Origin of the sequence: Shigella dysenteriae (genome assembly GCF_022354085.1) — a bacterium.
Taxonomy (GTDB): Bacteria; Pseudomonadota; Gammaproteobacteria; order Enterobacterales; family Enterobacteriaceae; genus Escherichia; species Escherichia coli.
Map to the genome: position 1 here is coordinate 1,956,910 of NZ_CP055055.1, position 19,530 is coordinate 1,976,439.

The following is a 19,530-nucleotide window of genomic DNA, read 5'->3' on the forward strand; positions in this document are numbered from 1 at the left end:
CTGCCTTGCAGGCGTTTTGCCCGTGGGTCTGGATTAGAACACCGATGAATTTATTAAAATCGCTGGCCGCCGTCAGCTCGATGACCATGTTTTCGCGTGTGCTTGGCTTCGCACGAGACGCAATTGTCGCCAGAATCTTTGGCGCAGGGATGGCAACCGACGCCTTTTTCGTCGCTTTTAAACTTCCTAACTTGTTACGCCGTATCTTTGCCGAAGGGGCATTTTCCCAGGCATTTGTACCGATTCTGGCGGAATATAAAAGTAAGCAGGGTGAAGACGCCACGCGGGTCTTTGTCTCTTATGTTTCTGGCCTGCTGACACTCGCGCTGGCGGTTGTGACGGTCGCTGGCATGCTCGCCGCACCGTGGGTGATCATGGTGACCGCGCCAGGCTTCGCTGACACAGCTGACAAATTTGCCCTGACCAGCCAGCTACTAAAGATTACCTTTCCCTATATCTTGCTGATCTCCCTGGCGTCGCTGGTGGGAGCGATTCTGAATACGTGGAACCGCTTCTCGATTCCGGCGTTTGCTCCAACACTGCTTAACATCAGCATGATTGGTTTCGCGCTGTTTGCCGCACCGTACTTTAACCCACCGGTGCTGGCGCTGGCGTGGGCTGTTACGGTCGGCGGCATCCTGCAGCTGGTGTATCAGCTACCGCACCTGAAGAAGATCGGCATGCTGGTCCTGCCGCGCATTAACTTCCACGATGCCGGAGCAATGCGCGTGGTGAAACAGATGGGACCGGCGATCCTTGGCGTCTCTGTGAGCCAGATCTCCTTAATCATCAACACCATTTTTGCCTCGTTTCTTGCTTCCGGTTCGGTGTCTTGGATGTATTACGCCGACCGCTTAATGGAGTTTCCGTCCGGTGTGCTGGGCGTGGCGCTTGGCACCATTTTGCTGCCGTCGCTGTCGAAAAGTTTTGCCAGTGGCAATCATGATGAATACAACCGTTTGATGGACTGGGGGTTGCGTCTTTGTTTCCTGTTGGCGCTGCCGAGTGCGGTTGCGTTGGGCATTCTTTCAGGTCCGTTAACCGTTTCGCTGTTCCAGTACGGTAAATTTACCGCGTTTGATGCGCTGATGACCCAGCGGGCGTTAATTGCCTACTCGGTGGGTTTGATTGGCCTGATTGTAGTGAAAGTGTTGGCTCCTGGCTTTTATTCCCGCCAGGACATTAAAACGCCAGTGAAAATTGCCATCGTTACGCTGATTTTAACGCAATTGATGAACCTGGCGTTTATTGGTCCGTTGAAACATGCCGGGCTGTCACTTTCTATTGGTCTGGCGGCGTGTCTGAATGCTTCGCTGCTTTACTGGCAGTTGCGTAAGCAGAAAATCTTTACTCCGCAACCCGGCTGGATGGCGTTTCTGTTGCGTCTGGTGGTGGCGGTACTGGTGATGTCTGGCGTGCTTTTAGGTATGTTACATATCATGCCGGAGTGGTCATTGGGTACCATGCCCTGGCGCTTACTGCGTTTAATGGCGGTCGTGCTGGCGGGGATTGCCGCGTACTTCGCTGCACTGGCGGTACTGGGCTTCAAAGTTAAAGAATTTGCCCGCCGGACGGTGTAACAATGCATTCCGGCCTGCAGTGCAGGCCGGAGATAATATTCAGATCGAAATCTTTTTACCGCCGCGATGGGTTGTTGAGGTCTGACCGTTCGCCCCATATAGCGTCGGTTCCTGATGCGGTTTCAACATTTCCAGCGCCTGTTGATTGCGCTCAATCTGTCCTTCCAGTAACCAGCCGTTATGTTGATTCATTTGGCGTAGTTGCTGCGTTTTCACAGTAATTTCCTGCCAGCGTTGACTAATATCAACGCTATTTGCTGTATTGGGTTCTTTCTTGCGTAACTGTTCGAGGTAATCCAGCGTCGCCAGCAGTGAGCTTTTTTGTTCTGTAATCCATTGCAACTGGCTGCCGTTGATCTGCCCCATAGAGAGATGTTGCTGCTCTTGATCCATTACCGTTTTGAGATCGTTAAGCACAGCGGACATCTGGTCGAGGATCTCTGCAAGACGTGTCATACGATCAGTTACTCTGCAAGTCTTGCTGCGCTTCGTTGATCAGCGCATCGGCAATTTTGCCGGTGTCCATTTTTAGTTCACCGTTACGAATCGCCAGTTTTAACGCTTCGACACGTTCAAGATTGATATCACTGCTGCCGGGTTGCATCAGTTTTGCTTGCGCGTCGCTTAACGTCACACTGGTGCTGGTGGAGGCGGTTGTTTTTGCCGCCCGGCTGTTCGTTACCGGCGCGTCAGTGGTTTCGCGCGGTTGAACGGTGCTTACAGGCTTCAGAGGCGAAGTGCGATCAATACTCATGGTTTATTCCTCATTGAGGGCGCTTTTATCATGTGTTGCTTATTTATCGGCAAGGGACGGGTAATCTTTAACAGCTTACAGGTTTATAAGAATATTCCCATCTGCATCAACAACGCCGCTGACTACCTGTCCCGATACCATGCGCACCCGCGCATTCTGTGCGACGGCTGCATTGTTCAGCGCCTGACCTTCTGCGTTGGCGCTAAACCCATCACCGCTGGCGATCACATTGACGCGTTGTCCCGCTTTTACCCGCCATGCCTGGCGAAACTGGGTTAACTGGATAGGTTGATCGGGTGATAGATCGCGCAGGCTAATGGCATCAACAAGTTGATTGATATCCAGCACCGTACGCGGTGGCAGGGTATCCAGCCGTCCGCGTTTTAGTTTGACATTGCCAGCTTCCAGCTTTCCTCCCCGCACAATGGGCATCGCGGCAACCACATAATTTCCTGTGGCCTGCACATTAACCTGTAAATATCGTTTGTCGTTACCGCAGCGTGCCAACACATTCACATTGCCCCACAGGCGGGAATTATTGCTCATCGAAAGCAATGGCTGCTCGCATGGCGGTAGTAGATTGGGCGCTGTACGAATAGAAACACGAACCTCATCACTTACCCCCGCGAGTTGGGCGCTAAAAAAGTTGTGCAATTGCGATGTGAGATTGCTCGCCGTACTTAACGGACTGAACAGTATCGCGATGATCGCCACGCTACGTTTTATTGTCAGCATTTTCGCCCCCAGCCATTTCTACAACGTGAATTGTACCTGTCCGCAATGACCATCAACGGCATAAATAGCGACCCATTTTGCGTTTATTCCGCCGATAACGCGCGCGTAAAGGCATTTAAGCTGATGGCAGAATTTTGATACCTGCGGAGGAGATATGCTCGATAAGCTCGACGCCGCCTTACGTTTTCAACAAGAGGCGCTCAATCTGCGCGCCCAGCGTCAGGAAGTGCTGGCAGCAAACATCGCCAATGCCGATACCCCTGGTTATCAGGCGCGCGATATCGATTTTGCCAGTGAACTTAAAAAAGTCATGCAACGTGGACGGGATGCAACCAGTGTGGTTGCACTGACGATGACCTCAACGCAACACATCCCGGCGCAGGCGCTGACGCCTCCTACCGCAGAACTGCAATACCGTATTCCGGACCAGCCTTCGCTTGACGGTAATACCGTCGATATGGATCGCGAACGCACCCAGTTTGCCGATAACAGCCTGCAATACCAGATGAGCCTTAGCGCGTTGAGCGGGCAAATCAAAGGCATGATGAACGTTTTACAGAGCGGAAATTAACGGATGGCACTGCTGAATATTTTTGATATCGCCGGGTCGGCGTTAACTGCCCAGTCCCAGCGCCTGAACGTGGCGGCCAGTAATCTGGCAAATGCTGATAGCGTGACCGGTCCTGATGGACAGCCATATCGGGCAAAACAGGTGGTATTCCAGGTTAACGCTGCACCAGGTGCTGCGACAGGCGGCGTAAAGGTTGCCGATGTTATAGAAAGTCAGGCCCCGGACAAACTGGTTTATGAACCGGGTAATCCGCTGGCAGATGCAAAGGGCTACGTAAAAATGCCGAACGTTGATGTCGTCGGGGAGATGGTTAACACCATGTCGGCGTCACGCAGCTATCAGGCCAACGTTGAAGTGCTCAACACGGTGAAAAGTATGATGCTGAAAACCCTTACGCTCGGTCAATAAAGGAGAAAGCTATGTCCATTGCGGTAACCACCACCGATCCGACAAATACCGGCGTCAGTACCACCAGCAGTAGTTCGCTCACGGGCAGCAACGCCGCAGATTTACAAAGCAGTTTTCTGACTTTGCTGGTGGCGCAGCTGAAAAACCAGGACCCGACCAATCCAATGGAAAACAACGAGCTGACGTCGCAATTGGCACAAATCAGCACGGTCAGCGGGATTGAAAAACTCAATACCACGCTCGGATCTATTTCCGGACAGATTGATAACAGCCAGTCGTTACAGGCCAGTAACCTGATCGGTCACGGCGTGATGATCCCCGGCACAACTGTTCTTGCGGGAACCGGCAGTGAAGAAGGGGCTGTGACCACGACCACGCCGTTTGGTGTTGAGCTGCAACAGGCGGCAGACAAAGTTACGGCCACCATCACCGATAAAAATGGCGCGGTTGTGCGCACTATTGATATTGGTGAACTGACCGCTGGAGTTCACAGTTTCACCTGGGACGGTACGTTGACTGATGGCAGCACTGCGCCGAACGGTTCTTACAATGTAGCGATTAGCGCCAGTAACGGTGGTACACAACTGGTTGCCCAGCCGCTGCAGTTTGCTCTGGTGCAGGGTGTGATCCGCGGCAACAGCGGTAATACGCTGGATCTCGGCACTTACGGCACCACCACCCTCGACGAAGTACGGCAGATAATTTAAGCCTTCACATTTCAGGAGTCAGTCATGGCCTTTTCTCAAGCGGTTAGCGGATTAAACGCTGCCGCCACCAACCTCGATGTTATTGGCAACAATATCGCCAACTCCGCCACCTACGGCTTTAAATCAGGCACGGCCTCTTTTGCCGATATGTTTGCCGGTTCGAAAGTGGGACTGGGGGTAAAAGTTGCCGGTATCACTCAGGACTTTACCGATGGCACGACCACCAACACCGGGCGAGGTCTGGACGTTGCTATCAGCCAGAACGGTTTTTTCCGTCTGGTAGACAGCAACGGTTCGGTGTTCTACAGCCGTAACGGACAATTTAAGCTGGATGAAAACCGTAACCTGGTGAATATGCAAGGTTTACAGCTGACGGGTTACCCGGCAACCGGTACGCCGCCGACTATTCAGCAAGGGGCGAATCCGACCAATATTTCGATCCCGAATACCCTGATGGCAGCGAAAACTACCACCACGGCATCGATGCAGATCAACCTGAATTCCAGTGATCCGCTTCCTACTGTTACGCCATTCAGCGCCAGCAATGCGGATAGCTATAACAAAAAAGGTTCGGTGACTGTTTTCGACAGTCAGGGTAATGCTCATGACATGAGCGTCTACTTTGTGAAGACCGGGGATAATAACTGGCAGGTCTACACCCAGGATAGCAGTGATCCAACAGGTACAGCCGAGCCTGCAATGAAGCTGGTGTTTAATGCCAATGGCGTTCTGACCTCAAATCCAACAGAGAATATTACCACTGGCGCAATTAACGGCGCAGATCCCGCCACGTTTAGCCTGAGCTTCCTCAACTCCATGCAGCAAAATACCGGCGCTAACAATATTGTGGCAACCACCCAGAATGGCTACAAACCGGGCGATCTGGTGAGTTATCAAATCAATGATGACGGTACGGTTGTCGGCAACTATTCCAACGAACAAACACAACTGCTGGGGCAGATTGTACTGGCGAACTTTGCCAACAACGAAGGTCTGGCATCCGAAGGCGACAACGTCTGGTCTGCGACGCAATCTTCTGGCGTGGCGCTGTTGGGGACAGCCGGGACGGGCAACTTTGGCACCCTGACCAACGGTGCGTTGGAAGCGTCCAACGTCGATCTCAGTAAAGAACTGGTCAATATGATCGTTGCCCAGCGTAACTATCAGTCTAACGCCCAGACCATCAAAACCCAGGACCAGATCCTCAACACGCTGGTTAACTTACGCTAATCGCTGACGGGATAGCTCAATGGATCACGCAATTTATACCGCGATGGGAGCAGCCAGCCAGACGCTGAATCAACAGGCGGTAACCGCCAGTAATCTGGCCAATGCCTCTACGCCCGGTTTTCGCGCGCAGTTAAACGCCTTGCGTGCAGTGCCGGTGGAAGGGCTTTCACTGCCCACGCGCACGCTGGTAACGGCGTCAACACCGGGTGCAGACATGACGCCCGGCAAGATGGATTACACCTCGCGCCCGCTGGACGTTGCATTGCAGCAGGATGGCTGGCTGGCCGTGCAGTCCGCTGACGGCAGCGAAGGGTATACGCGTAATGGCAGCATTCAGGTTGATCCCACCGGGCAACTGACAATTCAGGGGCATCCGGTGATAGGCGAGGCTGGGCCAATTGCTGTGCCGGAAGGGGCGGAAATCACTATTGCTGCCGATGGCACAATCTCGGCGCTCAATCCGGGCGATCCGGCAAATACGGTTGCGCCAGTGGGGCGTCTGAAACTGGTGAAAGCCACGGGCAGCGAAGTGCAACGCGGTGACGACGGCATTTTTCGTTTAAGCGCAGAAAGCCAGGCCACGCGTGGGCCGATACTGCAGGCAGATCCAACCTTGCGTGTGATGTCGGGGGTTCTGGAAGGCAGTAACGTCAATGCCGTTGCGGCAATGAGCGACATGATTGCCAGCGCGCGGCGTTTTGAAATGCAGATGAAGGTGATCAGCAGCGTCGATGATAACGCAGGCCGTGCCAACCAACTGCTGTCGATGAGTTAATTGAACGATTGATGACATTGCAATAAAAGCGCGCGGACTATTCCCTCGCCCCTTTGGGGAGAGGGTTAGGGTGAGGGGAAATTCACACTGTCGCGTGCTTCTGCTCTGCTTGTCACTAATCCACTACAGGACATTTTATGATCAGTTCATTATGGATCGCCAAAACGGGCCTTGACGCCCAGCAAACCAATATGGACGTCATTGCCAACAACCTGGCAAACGTCAGTACTAACGGTTTTAAGCGTCAGCGCGCGGTGTTTGAAGATCTGCTTTATCAAACCATTCGCCAGCCGGGGGCACAGTCTTCCGAACAAACCACCTTACCCTCCGGATTACAAATCGGCACGGGGGTACGCCCGGTCGCCACTGAACGCTTACACAGCCAGGGAAACCTGTCGCAGACCAACAACAGCAAAGATGTCGCGATTAAAGGGCAGGGCTTTTTCCAGGTGATGTTGCCAGATGGTTCATCAGCCTATACCCGTGACGGCTCTTTCCAGGTGGATCAGAACGGGCAGCTGGTGACGGCTGGTGGTTTTCAGGTGCAGCCAGCGATCACCATTCCGGCGAATGCGTTAAGTATCACCATCGGTCGTGATGGCGTGGTCAGCGTAACCCAACAAGGCCAGGCAGCTCCGGTTCAGGTTGGGCAGCTCAATCTCACCACCTTTATGAATGACACCGGGCTGGAGAGCATTGGCGAAAACCTCTACACCGAAACGCAATCCTCTGGTGCACCGAACGAAAGCACGCCGGGCCTGAACGGCGCGGGACTGCTGTATCAAGGGTATGTTGAAACGTCTAACGTCAACGTGGCGGAAGAACTGGTCAATATGATTCAGGTGCAACGCGCTTACGAAATCAACAGTAAAGCGGTGTCCACCACCGATCAGATGCTGCAAAAACTGACGCAACTCTAAGGCTTAACCGGTGGCAGGTTCACCGGTTTACTGATTTTTGAAGATGATAGCCATGCAAAAAAACGCTGCGCATACTTATGCCATTTCCAGCTTGTTGGTGCTTTCACTAACCGGCTGCGCCTGGATACCCTCCACGCCGCTGGTGCAGGGGGCGACCAGTGCACAACCGGTTCCCGGTCCGACGCCCGTCGCCAACGGTTCTATTTTCCAGTCTGCTCAGCCGATTAACTATGGCTATCAACCGCTGTTTGAAGATCGTCGACCACGCAATATTGGCGATACGCTGACCATCGTGTTGCAGGAGAACGTCAGCGCCAGCAAAAGCTCCTCTGCGAATGCCAGCCGTGACGGTAAAACTAATTTTGGCTTTGATACTGTGCCGCGCTATTTGCAGGGGCTGTTTGGTAACGCTCGTGCCGATGTCGAAGCCTCCGGTGGTAACACGTTCAACGGAAAGGGCGGGGCCAATGCCAGCAATACCTTTAGCGGCACGTTGACGGTGACGGTTGACCAGGTACTGGTCAACGGCAACCTGCATGTGGTGGGTGAAAAACAGATTGCCATTAATCAGGGTACCGAATTTATTCGCTTCTCTGGCGTGGTTAATCCACGCACTATCAGCGGCAGCAATACCGTACCGTCTACTCAGGTGGCGGATGCGCGCATTGAATACGTAGGCAATGGCTACATTAACGAAGCGCAAAATATGGGCTGGTTGCAGCGTTTCTTCCTTAACCTGTCGCCAATGTAAGTGAGGCTGTGGTGATTAAATTTCTCTCTGCATTAATTCTTCTACTGGTCACGACGGCGGCTCAGGCTGAGCGTATTCGCGATCTCACCAGTGTTCAGGGGGTAAGGCAAAACTCACTGATTGGCTATGGTCTGGTGGTGGGGCTGGATGGCACCGGTGACCAGACAACCCAGACGCCGTTTACCACACAAACGCTTAATAACATGCTCTCACAGCTGGGAATTACCGTTCCGACGGGCACCAATATGCAGCTAAAAAACGTCGCTGCGGTAATGGTGACAGCGTCACTTCCTCCGTTTGGACGTCAGGGGCAAACCATCGATGTGGTGGTTTCTTCCATGGGAAATGCCAAAAGCTTGCGTGGAGGTACGTTGTTGATGACGCCGCTTAAGGGCGTTGACAGTCAGGTGTATGCGCTGGCGCAGGGCAATATTCTGGTTGGCGGCGCAGGAGCCTCCGCTGGCGGTAGCAGTGTTCAGGTGAACCAACTGAACGGTGGACGGATCACCAATGGTGCGGTTATTGAACGTGAATTGCCCAGCCAGTTTGGCGTCGGGAATACCCTTAATTTGCAACTTAACGACGAAGATTTCAGCATGGCGCAGCAAATCGCTGACACCATCAACCGCGTGCGTGGATATGGCAGCGCCACCGCGTTAGATGCGCGGACTATTCAGGTGCGCGTACCAAGTGGCAACAGTTCCCAGGTCCGTTTCCTTGCAGATATCCAGAATATGCAGGTTAATGTCACCCCGCAGGACGCTAAAGTAGTGATTAACTCGCGCACCGGTTCGGTGGTGATGAATCGCGAAGTGACCCTCGACAGCTGCGCGGTAGCGCAGGGAAATCTCTCAGTAACAGTCAATCGTCAGGCCAATGTCAGCCAGCCAGATACACCGTTTGGTGGTGGACAGACTGTGGTTACTCCACAAACGCAGATCGATTTACGCCAGAGCGGCGGTTCGCTGCAAAGCGTACGTTCCAGCGCCAGCCTCAATAACGTGGTGCGCGCGCTCAATGCGCTGGGCGCTACGCCGATGGATCTGATGTCCATACTGCAATCAATGCAAAGTGCGGGATGTCTGCGGGCAAAACTGGAAATCATCTGATGATCAGCGACAGCAAACTACTGGCAAGTGCGGCCTGGGATGCGCAATCACTCAACGAACTAAAGGCGAAAGCGGGCGAAGATCCGGCGGCAAATATCCGTCCGGTGGCCCGTCAGGTGGAAGGGATGTTCGTGCAGATGATGTTGAAAAGCATGCGCGACGCTTTACCAAAAGATGGCCTGTTCAGCAGCGAGCACACTCGTCTGTATACCAGTATGTATGACCAGCAAATTGCCCAACAGATGACGGCGGGCAAAGGTCTGGGGCTTGCAGAGATGATGGTTAAACAGATGACGCCAGAACAACCATTGCCAGAGGAGTCCACGCCAGCAGCACCGATGAAATTCCCGCTCGAAACTGTGGTGCGTTATCAAAATCAGGCGCTTTCGCAGCTGGTGCAAAAGGCCGTGCCACGTAACTACGATGATTCGCTGCCGGGTGACAGTAAAGCATTCCTCGCGCAACTCTCGCTGCCCGCCCAACTGGCAAGCCAGCAAAGCGGTGTGCCACATCATTTGATCCTCGCTCAGGCGGCACTGGAATCTGGTTGGGGGCAACGGCAAATCCGCCGCGAAAACGGCGAGCCGAGCTATAACCTGTTTGGTGTCAAAGCCTCTGGCAACTGGAAAGGGCCAGTTACTGAAATCACCACGACTGAATATGAAAACGGCGAAGCGAAGAAAGTAAAAGCGAAGTTTCGCGTCTACAGCTCGTATCTGGAAGCCTTGTCGGATTACGTTGGGCTGTTAACGCGTAACCCGCGCTACGCCGCCGTGACGACCGCCGCGAGTGCGGAACAGGGGGCGCAGGCCCTACAGGACGCGGGCTATGCCACCGATCCTCACTATGCCCGCAAACTCACCAACATGATTCAGCAGATGAAATCGATAAGCGACAAGGTGAGCAAAACCTACAGTATGAACATTGATAATCTGTTCTGAATAACTCAAGTCCGGCGGGTCGCTGCCGATAATACTCTGTAATTGAAGGCTTATAAGGAACCTCCATGTCCAGCTTGATTAATAACGCCATGAGCGGACTGAACGCGGCCCAGGCGGCGTTAAATACGGCAAGTAATAATATCTCCAGCTATAACGTTGCCGGATATACCCGCCAAACCACTATTATGGCGCAGGCCAATAGCACGTTGGGCGCTGGCGGCTGGGTTGGCAATGGCGTCTACGTTTCTGGTGTGCAGCGTGAGTATGATGCGTTTATTACCAACCAGTTACGTGCTGCGCAGACGCAAAGTAGCGGCCTGACTGCCCGCTATGAGCAGATGTCGAAAATCGACAATATGCTCTCCACCAGTACCTCTTCGCTGGCAACACAGATGCAGGATTTCTTCACCAGCCTGCAAACGCTGGTGAGTAACGCGGAAGACCCGGCAGCGCGCCAGGCGCTGATTGGGAAATCAGAAGGGTTGGTGAATCAGTTTAAAACCACCGATCAATATCTGCGCGACCAGGACAAACAGGTCAATATCGCGATAGGTGCCAGCGTTGATCAGATCAACAATTACGCTAAACAAATTGCCAGCCTGAACGATCAAATCTCGCGCCTGACAGGCGTGGGGGCAGGGGCGTCACCTAACAATCTGCTGGATCAACGCGATCAACTGGTGAGCGAATTAAACCAGATTGTTGGCGTAGAAGTCAGCGTTCAGGATGGCGGTACTTATAACATCACGATGGCCAATGGTTACTCACTGGTTCAGGGAAGTACGGCGCGGCAACTGGCGGCAGTTCCTTCCAGCGCCGACCCTTCTCGTACGACTGTCGCTTACGTTGATGGGACGGCAGGCAATATTGAGATCCCGGAGAAATTACTGAATACCGGGTCGCTGGGCGGCATTCTGACATTCCGTTCTCAGGATCTGGACCAGACGCGTAATACGCTTGGACAACTGGCGCTGGCATTTGCCGAGGCTTTCAACAGCCAACACAAAGCCGGATTTGATGCTAACGGCGATGCCGGTGAAGATTTCTTTGCTATCGGTAAGCCCGCGGTTCTGCAAAACACGAAAAACAAAGGTGACGTTGCGATCGGTGCCACGGTAACTGATGCCTCCGCGGTACTGGCGACAGATTACAAAATCTCGTTCGATAATAATCAGTGGCAGGTCACCCGCCTTGCCAGCAATACCACTTTTACGGTGACGCCGGATGCCAACGGTAAAGTGGCATTTGATGGTCTGGAGTTGACGTTTACAGGAACGCCTGCCGTTAACGACAGCTTCACGCTGAAACCAGTAAGTGACGCCATCGTCAACATGGATGTATTAATCACCGACGAAGCGAAAATCGCGATGGCGAGCGAAGAAGATGCAGGTGATAGCGACAACCGCAACGGTCAGGCCCTGCTGGATCTGCAAAGCAACAGTAAAACGGTGGGCGGTGCGAAATCCTTTAACGACGCTTATGCCTCGTTAGTGAGTGATATCGGTAATAAAACCGCGACGTTGAAAACCAGTAGCACCACGCAAGGTAATGTGGTGACGCAGCTTTCCAATCAGCAGCAGTCGATTTCCGGTGTCAATCTCGATGAGGAGTACGGAAATCTGCAACGTTTTCAGCAGTATTACCTGGCGAATGCGCAGGTTCTGCAGACGGCAAACGCGATTTTTGATGCGCTGATTAACATTCGCTAAGGGGAGATAAGATGCGTTTCAGTACCCAGATGATGTACCAGCAAAACATGCGTGGCATCACCAATTCTCAGGCGGAATGGATGAAGTACGGCGAGCAGATGTCGACAGGTAAGCGAGTCGTTAACCCTTCTGACGATCCCATTGCAGCATCACAAGCGGTTGTTCTCTCCCAGGCACAGGCGCAAAACAGCCAGTACACGCTGGCGCGTACTTTCGCCACTCAAAAAGTGTCACTGGAAGAGAGTGTACTTAGCCAGGTCACCACTGCTATCCAGAATGCTCAGGAAAAAATTGTCTACGCCAGCAATGGCACCTTGAGTGACGATGACCGGGCCTCGCTGGCTACGGATATTCAGGGGCTTCGTGACCAGTTGCTGAATCTGGCGAACACCACTGACGGTAACGGGCGCTACATTTTTGCCGGTTATAAAACAGAGACTGCGCCGTTTAGTGAGGCTAACGGTGATTATGTCGGCGGAACAGAAAGTATTAAGCAACAGGTCGATGCTTCGCGTTCGATGGTGATAGGACATACGGGCGACAAAATTTTCGACAGTATAACCAGTAACGCGGTAGCGGAACCAGACGGTAGCGCTTCTGAAACCAATCTTTTTGCCATGCTGGATAGCGCCATCGCAGCCCTGAAAACGCCGGTCGCGGATAGCGAAGCGGATAAAGAAACCGCCGCTGCGGCGTTAGATAAAACCAACCGCGGACTGAAAAACTCGCTGAACAATGTGCTGACTGTTCGCGCGGAATTAGGCACGCAGCTGAACGAACTGGAGTCGCTGGATTCCTTAGGTAGCGATCGCGCTTTAGGGCAAACGCAGCAGATGAGCGATCTGGTTGATGTGGACTGGAATGCAACTATTTCATCTTACATCATGCAGCAAACGGCATTGCAGGCATCGTATAAAGCATTTACCGATATGCAGGGATTGTCGCTCTTCCAGCTCAACAAATAAGCTCGCTTTAAAACATATCATGAAACTGGGTATGTTTTGTCTGCCCGCTCTGGGATCGCCGGGGCGGGCATTTTTTTTGCCTATTTTGCATTGTTGGTTAGCAAGGATGCCATTTGATGAATTTTAATATGTTGATTCAAACATGAAATAAAAAAGCCCTGGCAGTTACCAGGGCTTGATTACTTTGAGCTAATTATTACTCAACAGGTTGCGGACGCGCAGGAGCGGCAGAGGCATGATGCGTTGCCGTATGACCACCTGCGGCACCTTTACCTTCGAAGGCAAAAGTAGGGCGCTGCCAGTCACTGTGACGCGGTGCCTCCGGAACATATTCCGGTGCCGGAGCGCGCGTCATTGGCGCGGTAGCGTGGTTATGCTCAACGGTGATCTCTGGTTCAACCGCGGCTACCGTTTCAACTTCTGCTGCGACTTCAGCGACGACTGGCGCGGCAGGTTGAGCAACAACTTCAGGTTCAGCAACCACAACCTCAGCAGTTTCGGCAACTTCTTCAATATCTGCCGTCTCTTCCTGCGGTTCAACCACCGGTTCTGCGTGTTCTGCAACTTCCTGGGCTACGGCAACATCAGACTCGGTAATCACCTGCGGCTGTTCAGTTACCGCGGCGGCAATCACTTCAGGATGCGTCGTTTCAACCACTTCCGGTTGCGGTTCGGCAATCTGAACGGGGGCTTCTACGACTTCAGCCACTTCTTCAACAACTGGCGCGCTAACAACCGGTTCGACAGCGGCGGCGACAGGGACCTCAGTCACCATCGGCTGCACTTGTACTTCTTCCTGTTCGCGCTGCTCTTCAACCTGTACATCTTGCGGACGTACAATTGGATAGCGGATCCAGACTTTGCCAGAGGCCAGTTCCGGAGACGCGCACGCTACGGTCAACGGCATTGGCGATTGGGTTGGATAACGCTCGTCACGATAGCGACGACGACGCTGACCACTCACGCGCAGGTGACGAGGCGAGCGGCGAGAACGACGCGGCATGCCACCGTTGTCACGGTTATCAGCATTGTTCTCTTCTTGCTGTTCTGGTGCAGTTTGCGCTACGACTGGCAGCGGGACTTTCACCAGTTCTGTGCGTGGAGCTGGCGTTTCCTGAACAATTGGTTCGGCAGCGACAGTTTCTTCAACCACCGGTGCGACTACCGCTTCTTCGGCTACGCTTTGCTCGTAACGCACTTTCTGATTGAGCTGACGCTGTTTACGACGCGGCTGAACCGGACGTACGCGTTCTTCCTGTTCGGTTTCCTGAACAGATTGCTCTTCAACATTCAGCGCCTTCGCTTCTTGTTGCGCCTGACGTTTATCATCGTTACGGCGGCGGCTACGTTCACGACGCGGCGCTTGCTGCTCGTCGGCGGTACGCGCTTTTTCCGTTACCTCAGCCTGCTGACGGCTCTCACGCGTCTCGGCAGTCTGCTGCTGTGCCTGGCGACGATTACGACGGTTTTCTTCGCGATTATCGCTGCCTTCAGTACGTTCACTACGGGTGTCGCGGCGCTCATTACGGTCACGGCGGTTGTTCTGACGAGGCTTGCGACAATCCTGTTGACGTTCCGGTTTCGCTTCTGCTTTCGGTGCTGGTTGCTCGGTCGGTTTGGTTTCTTCACTACCGCTGAACAGCGCTTTCAGTGCGCCGAAGAAGCGGCTCAACAGCCCTGGTTGTGCAGGAGTTGCTGGTGTTGCCGGTGCAGCTTTCGGTGCTGGGGCTACAACAGGCGCGGCAGGTTCAGCTGGCGTTGGCGCTGGCGGCACATCCGGCATGGCAAAGGTTGCCAGCGCAGGTTGTTCCGGACGCTTACGTTCAGCGAACTCTTCTTCAGACGGCAGCGCCATCGCTTCTTCATGCAGCTTCGGCAGCATGTAGCTTAAGGTTGGGGTTTCTTCCCCTTTACGCACGCGCAGCACGTGGTAGTGCGGGGTTTCCATCTGATCGTTTGGCACAATTACACAGCGCACACCGTCCTGACGAGTTTCAATGGCATTTACCGCAGAACGTTTTTCATTCAGCAGGTAAGAAGCGATTGGCACAGGAACAATGGCGTGAACTTCCTGGGTGTTCTCTTTCAGCGCTTCTTCTTCGATCAGACGCAGAATAGAGAGCGACAGCGATTCGTTGTCACGCACGGTGCCAGTACCAGAACAACGCGGACAAACGTGATGACTGGATTCACCCAGTGATGGGCTCAGGCGCTGACGAGACATTTCCAGCAGGCCAAAGCGAGAAATATGGCTGATTTGAATACGCGCACGGTCCTGACGCACCGCTTCACGCAGACGGTTTTCTACCGCACGCTGGTGGCGTACAGGCGTCATGTCGATGAAGTCGATAACAATCAGGCCGCCGAGGTCACGCAGGCGCAGCTGACGAGCAATCTCATCGGCAGCTTCGAGGTTGGTGTTAAACGCAGTTTCTTCGATATCGCCGCCGCGGGTCGCGCGTGCGGAGTTGATGTCGATGGCGGTTAACGCTTCGGTGCTGTCGATAACAATGGAACCACCGGACGGCAGACGGACTTCACGCTGGAAGGCGGATTCGATCTGCGACTCGATCTGGTAGTGGCTGAACAGCGGGATCTCGCCGGTGTACAGTTTGATTTTGCTGCTGAAATCCGGGCGACCTAATGCAGCGATATGCTGACGTGCCAGTTCGAGCACTTTCGGGTTATCGATAAGGATTTCGCCGATGTCCTGACGTAAGTAATCGCGGAATGCGCGAACGATTACGTTGCTCTCCTGATGAATCAGGAACGGAGCCGGGCGGCTTTCAGCGGCTTTTTTGATGGCTTCCCAGTGTTTCAGACGGAAGCTTAAATCCCATTGCAGCGCCTCAGCAGATTTGCCGACGCCAGCGGTGCGCACGATAAGCCCCATGCCTTCCGGCAGTTCAAGGCTTGCCAGTGCTTCTTTTAATTCGGTACGGTCGTCGCCTTCGATACGGCGAGAAATGCCACCCGCGCGCGGGTTGTTCGGCATCAGAACCAGATAGCTACCCGCCAGACTGATAAAGGTGGTTAATGCCGCGCCTTTGTTGCCGCGCTCTTCTTTATCGATCTGAACAATGACTTCCTGACCTTCACGCAACACATCTTTAATGTTGGGACGACCATGAGCACTGTAGTTAGCAGGGAAATATTCGCGGGCAATTTCTTTTAGTGGGAGGAAACCGTGACGTTCAGCGCCGTAATCAACAAAAGCAGCTTCCAGACTCGGTTCAATGCGGGTGATTTTACCTTTGTAGATGTTTGCCTTTTTCTGCTCGTGCCCTGGACTTTCGATATCCAGGTCATACAGACGCTGCCCATCTACAAGGGCAACGCGCAACTCTTCCTGCTGAGTTGCGTTGATTAACATTCTTTTCATCGTAACTTACTCATTATTCTTACATTGACGACTAAGCTGCGGGCAAAGTAACGCCTTTCCGGGTGTGAACCGATGGCCTCGTGTCTAGTCGCGTCGCCAACCTCACGGTTATCGTCAGCTCAAAGAGGCGCAGAGTGTCGGTTGCCCGTTTTTCATGCGGAAAAACAGCGCAATTATCAAAGAAACAGACTGGGTATTACTCTCCAGAAATATTTCCATCTACCGGTAAGGACTGCAACCCGCAGCCCGCTAACTGCCTGAAAGATCAATACGTCTTACGCCATTGCTGCGTGGATGATCGGTCGGGCAAAATGGGTTATTCCGTAAAATTTCTTGTTTTAACAAGGATGGACACGGAAACGGCCTCATTATTCCACTGCAAGCCTTGTTATAGCAAGATGACTTTTACCATTTATCACCCGCTTACTCACAGTTTTTTCACTTCTTGCTGGTGATTGGTTTAATAACCATCAATAAAGTGAGCACGTAGTGAAGTAATAAGGTGCAAAACTAAATATAAGCATAGAAAAATGAGTGGCGCGAATCCTGTTGGCTAATTAGAATCGCCCACCATGAAAACAGAGACTCCATCCGTAAAAATTGTTGCTATCACCGCTGACGAAGCGGGGCAACGTATCGATAACTTTTTGCGTACCCAATTGAAAGGCGTACCAAAAAGTATGATTTACCGTATTTTGCGTAAAGGCGAAGTGCGGGTGAACAAAAAACGTATTAAGCCTGAATATAAACTCGAAGCGGGTGATGAGGTGCGTATCCCACCGGTTCGCGTTGCTGAGCGGGAAGAAGAGGCGGTTTCGCCACATCTGCAAAAGGTGGCGGCGCTGGCGGACGTCATCTTATATGAAGATGATCATATCCTGGTGCTGAATAAACCTTCCGGTACGGCGGTACATGGCGGCAGTGGTTTAAGCTTCGGCGTTATCGAAGGTTTGCGGGCGTTGCGCCCGGAAGCGCGGTTCCTTGAACTGGTTCATCGTCTCGACCGGGACACTTCAGGTGTGTTGCTGGTAGCGAAAAAACGCTCGGCGTTGCGTTCTCTGCATGAGCAATTACGTGAAAAAGGAATGCAAAAAGATTACCTGGCGCTGGTGCGCGGTCAGTGGCAGTCGCATGTGAAGAGCGTTCAAGCGCCGTTATTGAAAAATATTCTGCAAAGCGGCGAACGTATCGTGCGTGTCAGTCAGGAAGGCAAACCGTCGGAAACACGCTTTAAAGTGGAAGAACGCTATGCATTTGCCACCCTGGTGCGTTGTAGCCCGGTAACAGGGCGTACTCATCAGATCCGTGTGCATACACAATATGCGGGTCATCCGATTGCCTTTGACGATCGCTACGGTGACCGTGAATTTGACAGACAGCTCACTGAAGCAGGCACGGGATTAAATCGCCTGTTCCTGCACGCTGCAGCGTTGAAGTTTACTCATCCGGGGACCGGTGAGGTGATGCGTATCGAAGCGCCGATGGATGAAGGTTTGAAGCGTTGTTTGCAAAAGCTGCGTAACGCGCGCTAATACAAGCATATAAACCTGATAATGGGCGGTTGGCCTGATAAGGCGTTTACGCCGCATCAGGCCGCCAGCACCGATTGCCGGATGCGACGTAACCGCATCCGGCGTAAAAAACTATCCCATCAGCGGGTTTTTCCCTTCCCGACGTAACATCTGACACAGCGCGATTAGCGGTAAACCAACCAGCGTGTTAGGGTCACGCCCCTCTAAACGCTCAAACAGCGTAATGCCAAATCCTTCACTCTTAAAGCTACCCGCGCAGTGCAGGGGATGCTCTTTACGCACGTAATTATCAATCTCCGCCTCGCTCAGGTGACGGAAATGGACGTCAAAAGGCTCCACTTCTGTTTGTAGATGCCCATTCGCCGAATTAAACAACGCCAGTCCAGTATAGAAGGTGACGATATTGCCGCTGGCTTTGCGTAATTGCAGACGGGCATTTTCTTCCGTTAACGGTTTACCGGTGATTTCGCCATCAAGAACACATACCTGGTCTGAACCAATAATTAAATGATCCGGATAACGTGACGCCAGAGATTGCGCTTTTTCTTGTGCCAGTCGAAGCACCAACTGTCGCGGTGATTCGTCGCTGTGTGGAGTTTCGTCGACCTCGGGTGCTGCACATTCAAAAGAGATTTGCAGTTTTTCCAGAAGAGCGCGACGCCAGGGCGAGGTGGAGGCTAAAATAAGTTTAGGCATATTTTTTTCCATCAGATATAGCGTATTGATGATAGCCATTTTAAACTATGCGCTTCGTTTTGCAGGTTGATGTTCGTTATCAGCACTGAACGAAAATAAAGCAGTAACCCGCAATGTGTGCGAATTATTGGCAAAAGGCAACCACAGGCTGCCTTTTTCTTTGACTCTATGACGTTACAAAGTTAATATGCGCGCCCTATGCAAAAGGTAAAATTACCCCTGACTCTCGATCCGGTTCGTACGGCTCAAAAACGCCTTGATTACCAGGGTATCTATACCCCTGATCAGGTTGAGCGCGTCGCCGAATCCGTAGTCAGTGTGGACAGTGATGTGGAATGCTCCATGTCGTTCGCTATCGATAACCAACGTCTCGCAGTGTTAAACGGCGATGCGAAGGTGACGGTAACGCTCGAGTGTCAGCGTTGCGGGAAGCCGTTTACTCATCAGGTCTACACAACGTATTGTTTTAGTCCTGTGCGTTCAGACGAACAGGCTGAAGCACTGCCGGAAGCGTATGAACCGATTGAGGTTAACGAATTCGGTGAAATCGATCTGCTTGCAATGGTTGAAGATGAAATCATCCTCGCCTTGCCGGTAGTTCCGGTGCATGATTCTGAACACTGTGAAGTGTCCGAAGCGGACATGGTCTTTGGTGAACTGCCTGAAGAAGCGCAAAAGCCAAACCCATTTGCCGTATTAGCCAGCTTAAAGCGTAAGTAATTGGTGCTCCCCGTTGGATCGGGGATAAACCGTAATTGAGGAGTA

Annotated in this window: 19 protein-coding genes; 14 read left to right on the top strand and 5 right to left on the bottom strand. The window is 52.7% G+C overall.

Annotation, left to right across the window (positions count from 1 at the left end; genetic code table 11):
- Positions 1 to 44: 44 nt before the first annotated feature.
- On the top strand, positions 45 to 1,580 hold the full coding sequence (gene murJ, locus HUZ68_RS09370) for a murein biosynthesis integral membrane protein MurJ (RefSeq protein ID WP_001050672.1): 1,536 nt from the start codon (positions 45 to 47) through the stop codon (positions 1,578 to 1,580).
- A gap of 39 nt (positions 1,581 to 1,619) precedes the next feature.
- Here the strand turns inward: murJ and flgN are convergent, their stop codons facing one another.
- The 3 genes from flgN to flgA form a co-directional block, all read right to left on the bottom strand.
- Entirely contained in the window at positions 1,620 to 2,036 is a 417-nt protein-coding gene (flgN, locus tag HUZ68_RS09375; RefSeq protein WP_000197340.1) for a flagella biosynthesis chaperone FlgN, read from the bottom strand.
- Between the two features lie 4 nt (positions 2,037 to 2,040).
- Positions 2,041 to 2,334: a flagellar biosynthesis anti-sigma factor FlgM gene (flgM, locus tag HUZ68_RS09380; protein WP_000020880.1), complete on the bottom strand. Its 294-nt coding sequence runs from the start codon at positions 2,332 to 2,334 to the stop codon at positions 2,041 to 2,043.
- Between the two features lie 75 nt (positions 2,335 to 2,409).
- Positions 2,410 to 3,069, bottom strand: a complete 660-nt coding sequence (gene flgA, locus HUZ68_RS09385; protein ID WP_000955720.1) for a flagellar basal body P-ring formation chaperone FlgA — start codon at positions 3,067 to 3,069, stop codon at positions 2,410 to 2,412.
- Between the two features lie 154 nt (positions 3,070 to 3,223).
- Here flgA and flgB point away from each other — a divergent pair, with 154 nt between their 5' ends.
- The 11 genes from flgB (at position 3,224) to flgL (ending at position 13,155) form a co-directional block, all read left to right on the top strand.
- Positions 3,224 to 3,640 carry a flagellar basal body rod protein FlgB gene (flgB, locus tag HUZ68_RS09390; protein WP_000884702.1) on the top strand — a complete coding sequence of 139 codons (417 nt, stop codon included), beginning with the start codon at positions 3,224 to 3,226 and terminating at the stop codon, positions 3,638 to 3,640.
- A 3-nt stretch (positions 3,641 to 3,643) separates the two neighbouring features.
- Positions 3,644 to 4,048, top strand: a complete 405-nt coding sequence (flgC, locus tag HUZ68_RS09395) for a flagellar basal body rod protein FlgC (RefSeq protein ID WP_001196460.1) — start codon at positions 3,644 to 3,646, stop codon at positions 4,046 to 4,048.
- 11 nt (positions 4,049 to 4,059) lie between these two features.
- Positions 4,060 to 4,755: a flagellar hook assembly protein FlgD gene (flgD, locus tag HUZ68_RS09400; RefSeq protein ID WP_000020486.1), complete on the top strand. Its 696-nt coding sequence runs from the start codon at positions 4,060 to 4,062 to the stop codon at positions 4,753 to 4,755.
- Between the two features lie 24 nt (positions 4,756 to 4,779).
- A complete protein-coding gene (gene flgE, locus HUZ68_RS09405) occupies positions 4,780 to 5,985 on the top strand; it encodes a flagellar hook protein FlgE (protein ID WP_000885878.1) in 1,206 nt (401 codons plus the stop codon).
- A 19-nt stretch (positions 5,986 to 6,004) separates the two neighbouring features.
- Entirely contained in the window at positions 6,005 to 6,760 is a 756-nt protein-coding gene (gene flgF, locus HUZ68_RS09410) for a flagellar basal-body rod protein FlgF (RefSeq protein ID WP_000349300.1), read from the top strand.
- A 137-nt stretch (positions 6,761 to 6,897) separates the two neighbouring features.
- Positions 6,898 to 7,680: a flagellar basal-body rod protein FlgG gene (flgG, locus tag HUZ68_RS09415; RefSeq protein WP_000625837.1), complete on the top strand. Its 783-nt coding sequence runs from the start codon at positions 6,898 to 6,900 to the stop codon at positions 7,678 to 7,680.
- A 52-nt stretch (positions 7,681 to 7,732) separates the two neighbouring features.
- Positions 7,733 to 8,431, top strand: a complete 699-nt coding sequence (gene flgH, locus HUZ68_RS09420; protein ID WP_001295442.1) for a flagellar basal body L-ring protein FlgH — start codon at positions 7,733 to 7,735, stop codon at positions 8,429 to 8,431.
- Between the two features lie 11 nt (positions 8,432 to 8,442).
- Positions 8,443 to 9,540, top strand: a complete 1,098-nt coding sequence (gene flgI, locus HUZ68_RS09425) for a flagellar basal body P-ring protein FlgI (RefSeq protein WP_000589326.1) — start codon at positions 8,443 to 8,445, stop codon at positions 9,538 to 9,540.
- Positions 9,540 to 10,481, top strand: a complete 942-nt coding sequence (gene flgJ, locus HUZ68_RS09430; RefSeq protein ID WP_001295441.1) for a flagellar assembly peptidoglycan hydrolase FlgJ — start codon at positions 9,540 to 9,542, stop codon at positions 10,479 to 10,481. Before flgI ends, flgJ begins: the two co-directional genes overlap by 1 nt.
- 65 nt (positions 10,482 to 10,546) lie before the next feature.
- A complete protein-coding gene (flgK, locus tag HUZ68_RS09435) occupies positions 10,547 to 12,190 on the top strand; it encodes a flagellar hook-associated protein FlgK (protein ID WP_000096460.1) in 1,644 nt (547 codons plus the stop codon).
- Positions 12,191 to 12,201: 11 nt separating this feature from the next.
- On the top strand, positions 12,202 to 13,155 hold the full coding sequence (gene flgL / locus HUZ68_RS09440; protein ID WP_001212776.1) for a flagellar hook-associated protein FlgL: 954 nt from the start codon (positions 12,202 to 12,204) through the stop codon (positions 13,153 to 13,155).
- Between the two features lie 196 nt (positions 13,156 to 13,351).
- On the opposite strand, the gene rne is transcribed toward flgL, so the two are convergent.
- Complete coding sequence (gene rne, locus HUZ68_RS09445) at positions 13,352 to 16,537, bottom strand: ribonuclease E (protein WP_239594157.1); 3,186 nt, start codon at positions 16,535 to 16,537, stop codon at positions 13,352 to 13,354.
- 572 nt (positions 16,538 to 17,109) lie between these two features.
- Between rne and rluC the strand changes: the two genes are divergently transcribed.
- Positions 17,110 to 18,069 carry a 23S rRNA pseudouridine(955/2504/2580) synthase RluC gene (gene rluC, locus HUZ68_RS09450; RefSeq protein ID WP_000846343.1) on the top strand — a complete coding sequence of 320 codons (960 nt, stop codon included), beginning with the start codon at positions 17,110 to 17,112 and terminating at the stop codon, positions 18,067 to 18,069.
- Positions 18,070 to 18,180: 111 nt separating this feature from the next.
- Here rluC and yceF read toward each other — a convergent pair whose 3' ends face one another.
- Positions 18,181 to 18,765, bottom strand: a complete 585-nt coding sequence (gene yceF / locus HUZ68_RS09455; RefSeq protein WP_001125199.1) for a 7-methyl-GTP pyrophosphatase — start codon at positions 18,763 to 18,765, stop codon at positions 18,181 to 18,183.
- Positions 18,766 to 18,963: 198 nt separating this feature from the next.
- Between yceF and yceD the strand changes: the two genes are divergently transcribed.
- On the top strand, positions 18,964 to 19,485 hold the full coding sequence (gene yceD / locus HUZ68_RS09460; protein ID WP_001174481.1) for a 23S rRNA accumulation protein YceD: 522 nt from the start codon (positions 18,964 to 18,966) through the stop codon (positions 19,483 to 19,485).
- The last annotated feature ends 45 nt before the right edge of the window (positions 19,486 to 19,530 follow it).

Bases quoted from the DNA above. Each gene is read 5' to 3' on its own strand.
- flgG (WP_000625837.1), top strand. From the start codon at position 6,898: ATGATCAGTTCATTATGGATCGCCAAAACGGGCCTTGACGCCCAGCAA.
- rluC (WP_000846343.1), top strand. From the start codon at position 17,110: ATGAAAACAGAGACTCCATCCGTAAAAATTGTTGCTATCACCGCTGAC.
- yceF (WP_001125199.1), bottom strand. From the start codon at position 18,765: ATGCCTAAACTTATTTTAGCCTCCACCTCGCCCTGGCGTCGCGCTCTT.
- flgD (WP_000020486.1), top strand. From the start codon at position 4,060: ATGTCCATTGCGGTAACCACCACCGATCCGACAAATACCGGCGTCAGT.
- flgC (WP_001196460.1), top strand. From the start codon at position 3,644: ATGGCACTGCTGAATATTTTTGATATCGCCGGGTCGGCGTTAACTGCC.
- flgL (WP_001212776.1), top strand. From the start codon at position 12,202: ATGCGTTTCAGTACCCAGATGATGTACCAGCAAAACATGCGTGGCATC.
- murJ (WP_001050672.1), top strand. From the start codon at position 45: ATGAATTTATTAAAATCGCTGGCCGCCGTCAGCTCGATGACCATGTTT.
- flgE (WP_000885878.1), top strand. From the start codon at position 4,780: ATGGCCTTTTCTCAAGCGGTTAGCGGATTAAACGCTGCCGCCACCAAC.
- flgN (WP_000197340.1), bottom strand. From the start codon at position 2,036: ATGACACGTCTTGCAGAGATCCTCGACCAGATGTCCGCTGTGCTTAAC.
- flgJ (WP_001295441.1), top strand. From the start codon at position 9,540: ATGATCAGCGACAGCAAACTACTGGCAAGTGCGGCCTGGGATGCGCAA.
- flgA (WP_000955720.1), bottom strand. From the start codon at position 3,069: ATGCTGACAATAAAACGTAGCGTGGCGATCATCGCGATACTGTTCAGT.
- flgH (WP_001295442.1), top strand. From the start codon at position 7,733: ATGCAAAAAAACGCTGCGCATACTTATGCCATTTCCAGCTTGTTGGTG.
- rne (WP_239594157.1), bottom strand. From the start codon at position 16,537: ATGAAAAGAATGTTAATCAACGCAACTCAGCAGGAAGAGTTGCGCGTT.
- flgB (WP_000884702.1), top strand. From the start codon at position 3,224: ATGCTCGATAAGCTCGACGCCGCCTTACGTTTTCAACAAGAGGCGCTC.
- flgM (WP_000020880.1), bottom strand. From the start codon at position 2,334: ATGAGTATTGATCGCACTTCGCCTCTGAAGCCTGTAAGCACCGTTCAA.
- flgF (WP_000349300.1), top strand. From the start codon at position 6,005: ATGGATCACGCAATTTATACCGCGATGGGAGCAGCCAGCCAGACGCTG.
- yceD (WP_001174481.1), top strand. From the start codon at position 18,964: ATGCAAAAGGTAAAATTACCCCTGACTCTCGATCCGGTTCGTACGGCT.
- flgK (WP_000096460.1), top strand. From the start codon at position 10,547: ATGTCCAGCTTGATTAATAACGCCATGAGCGGACTGAACGCGGCCCAG.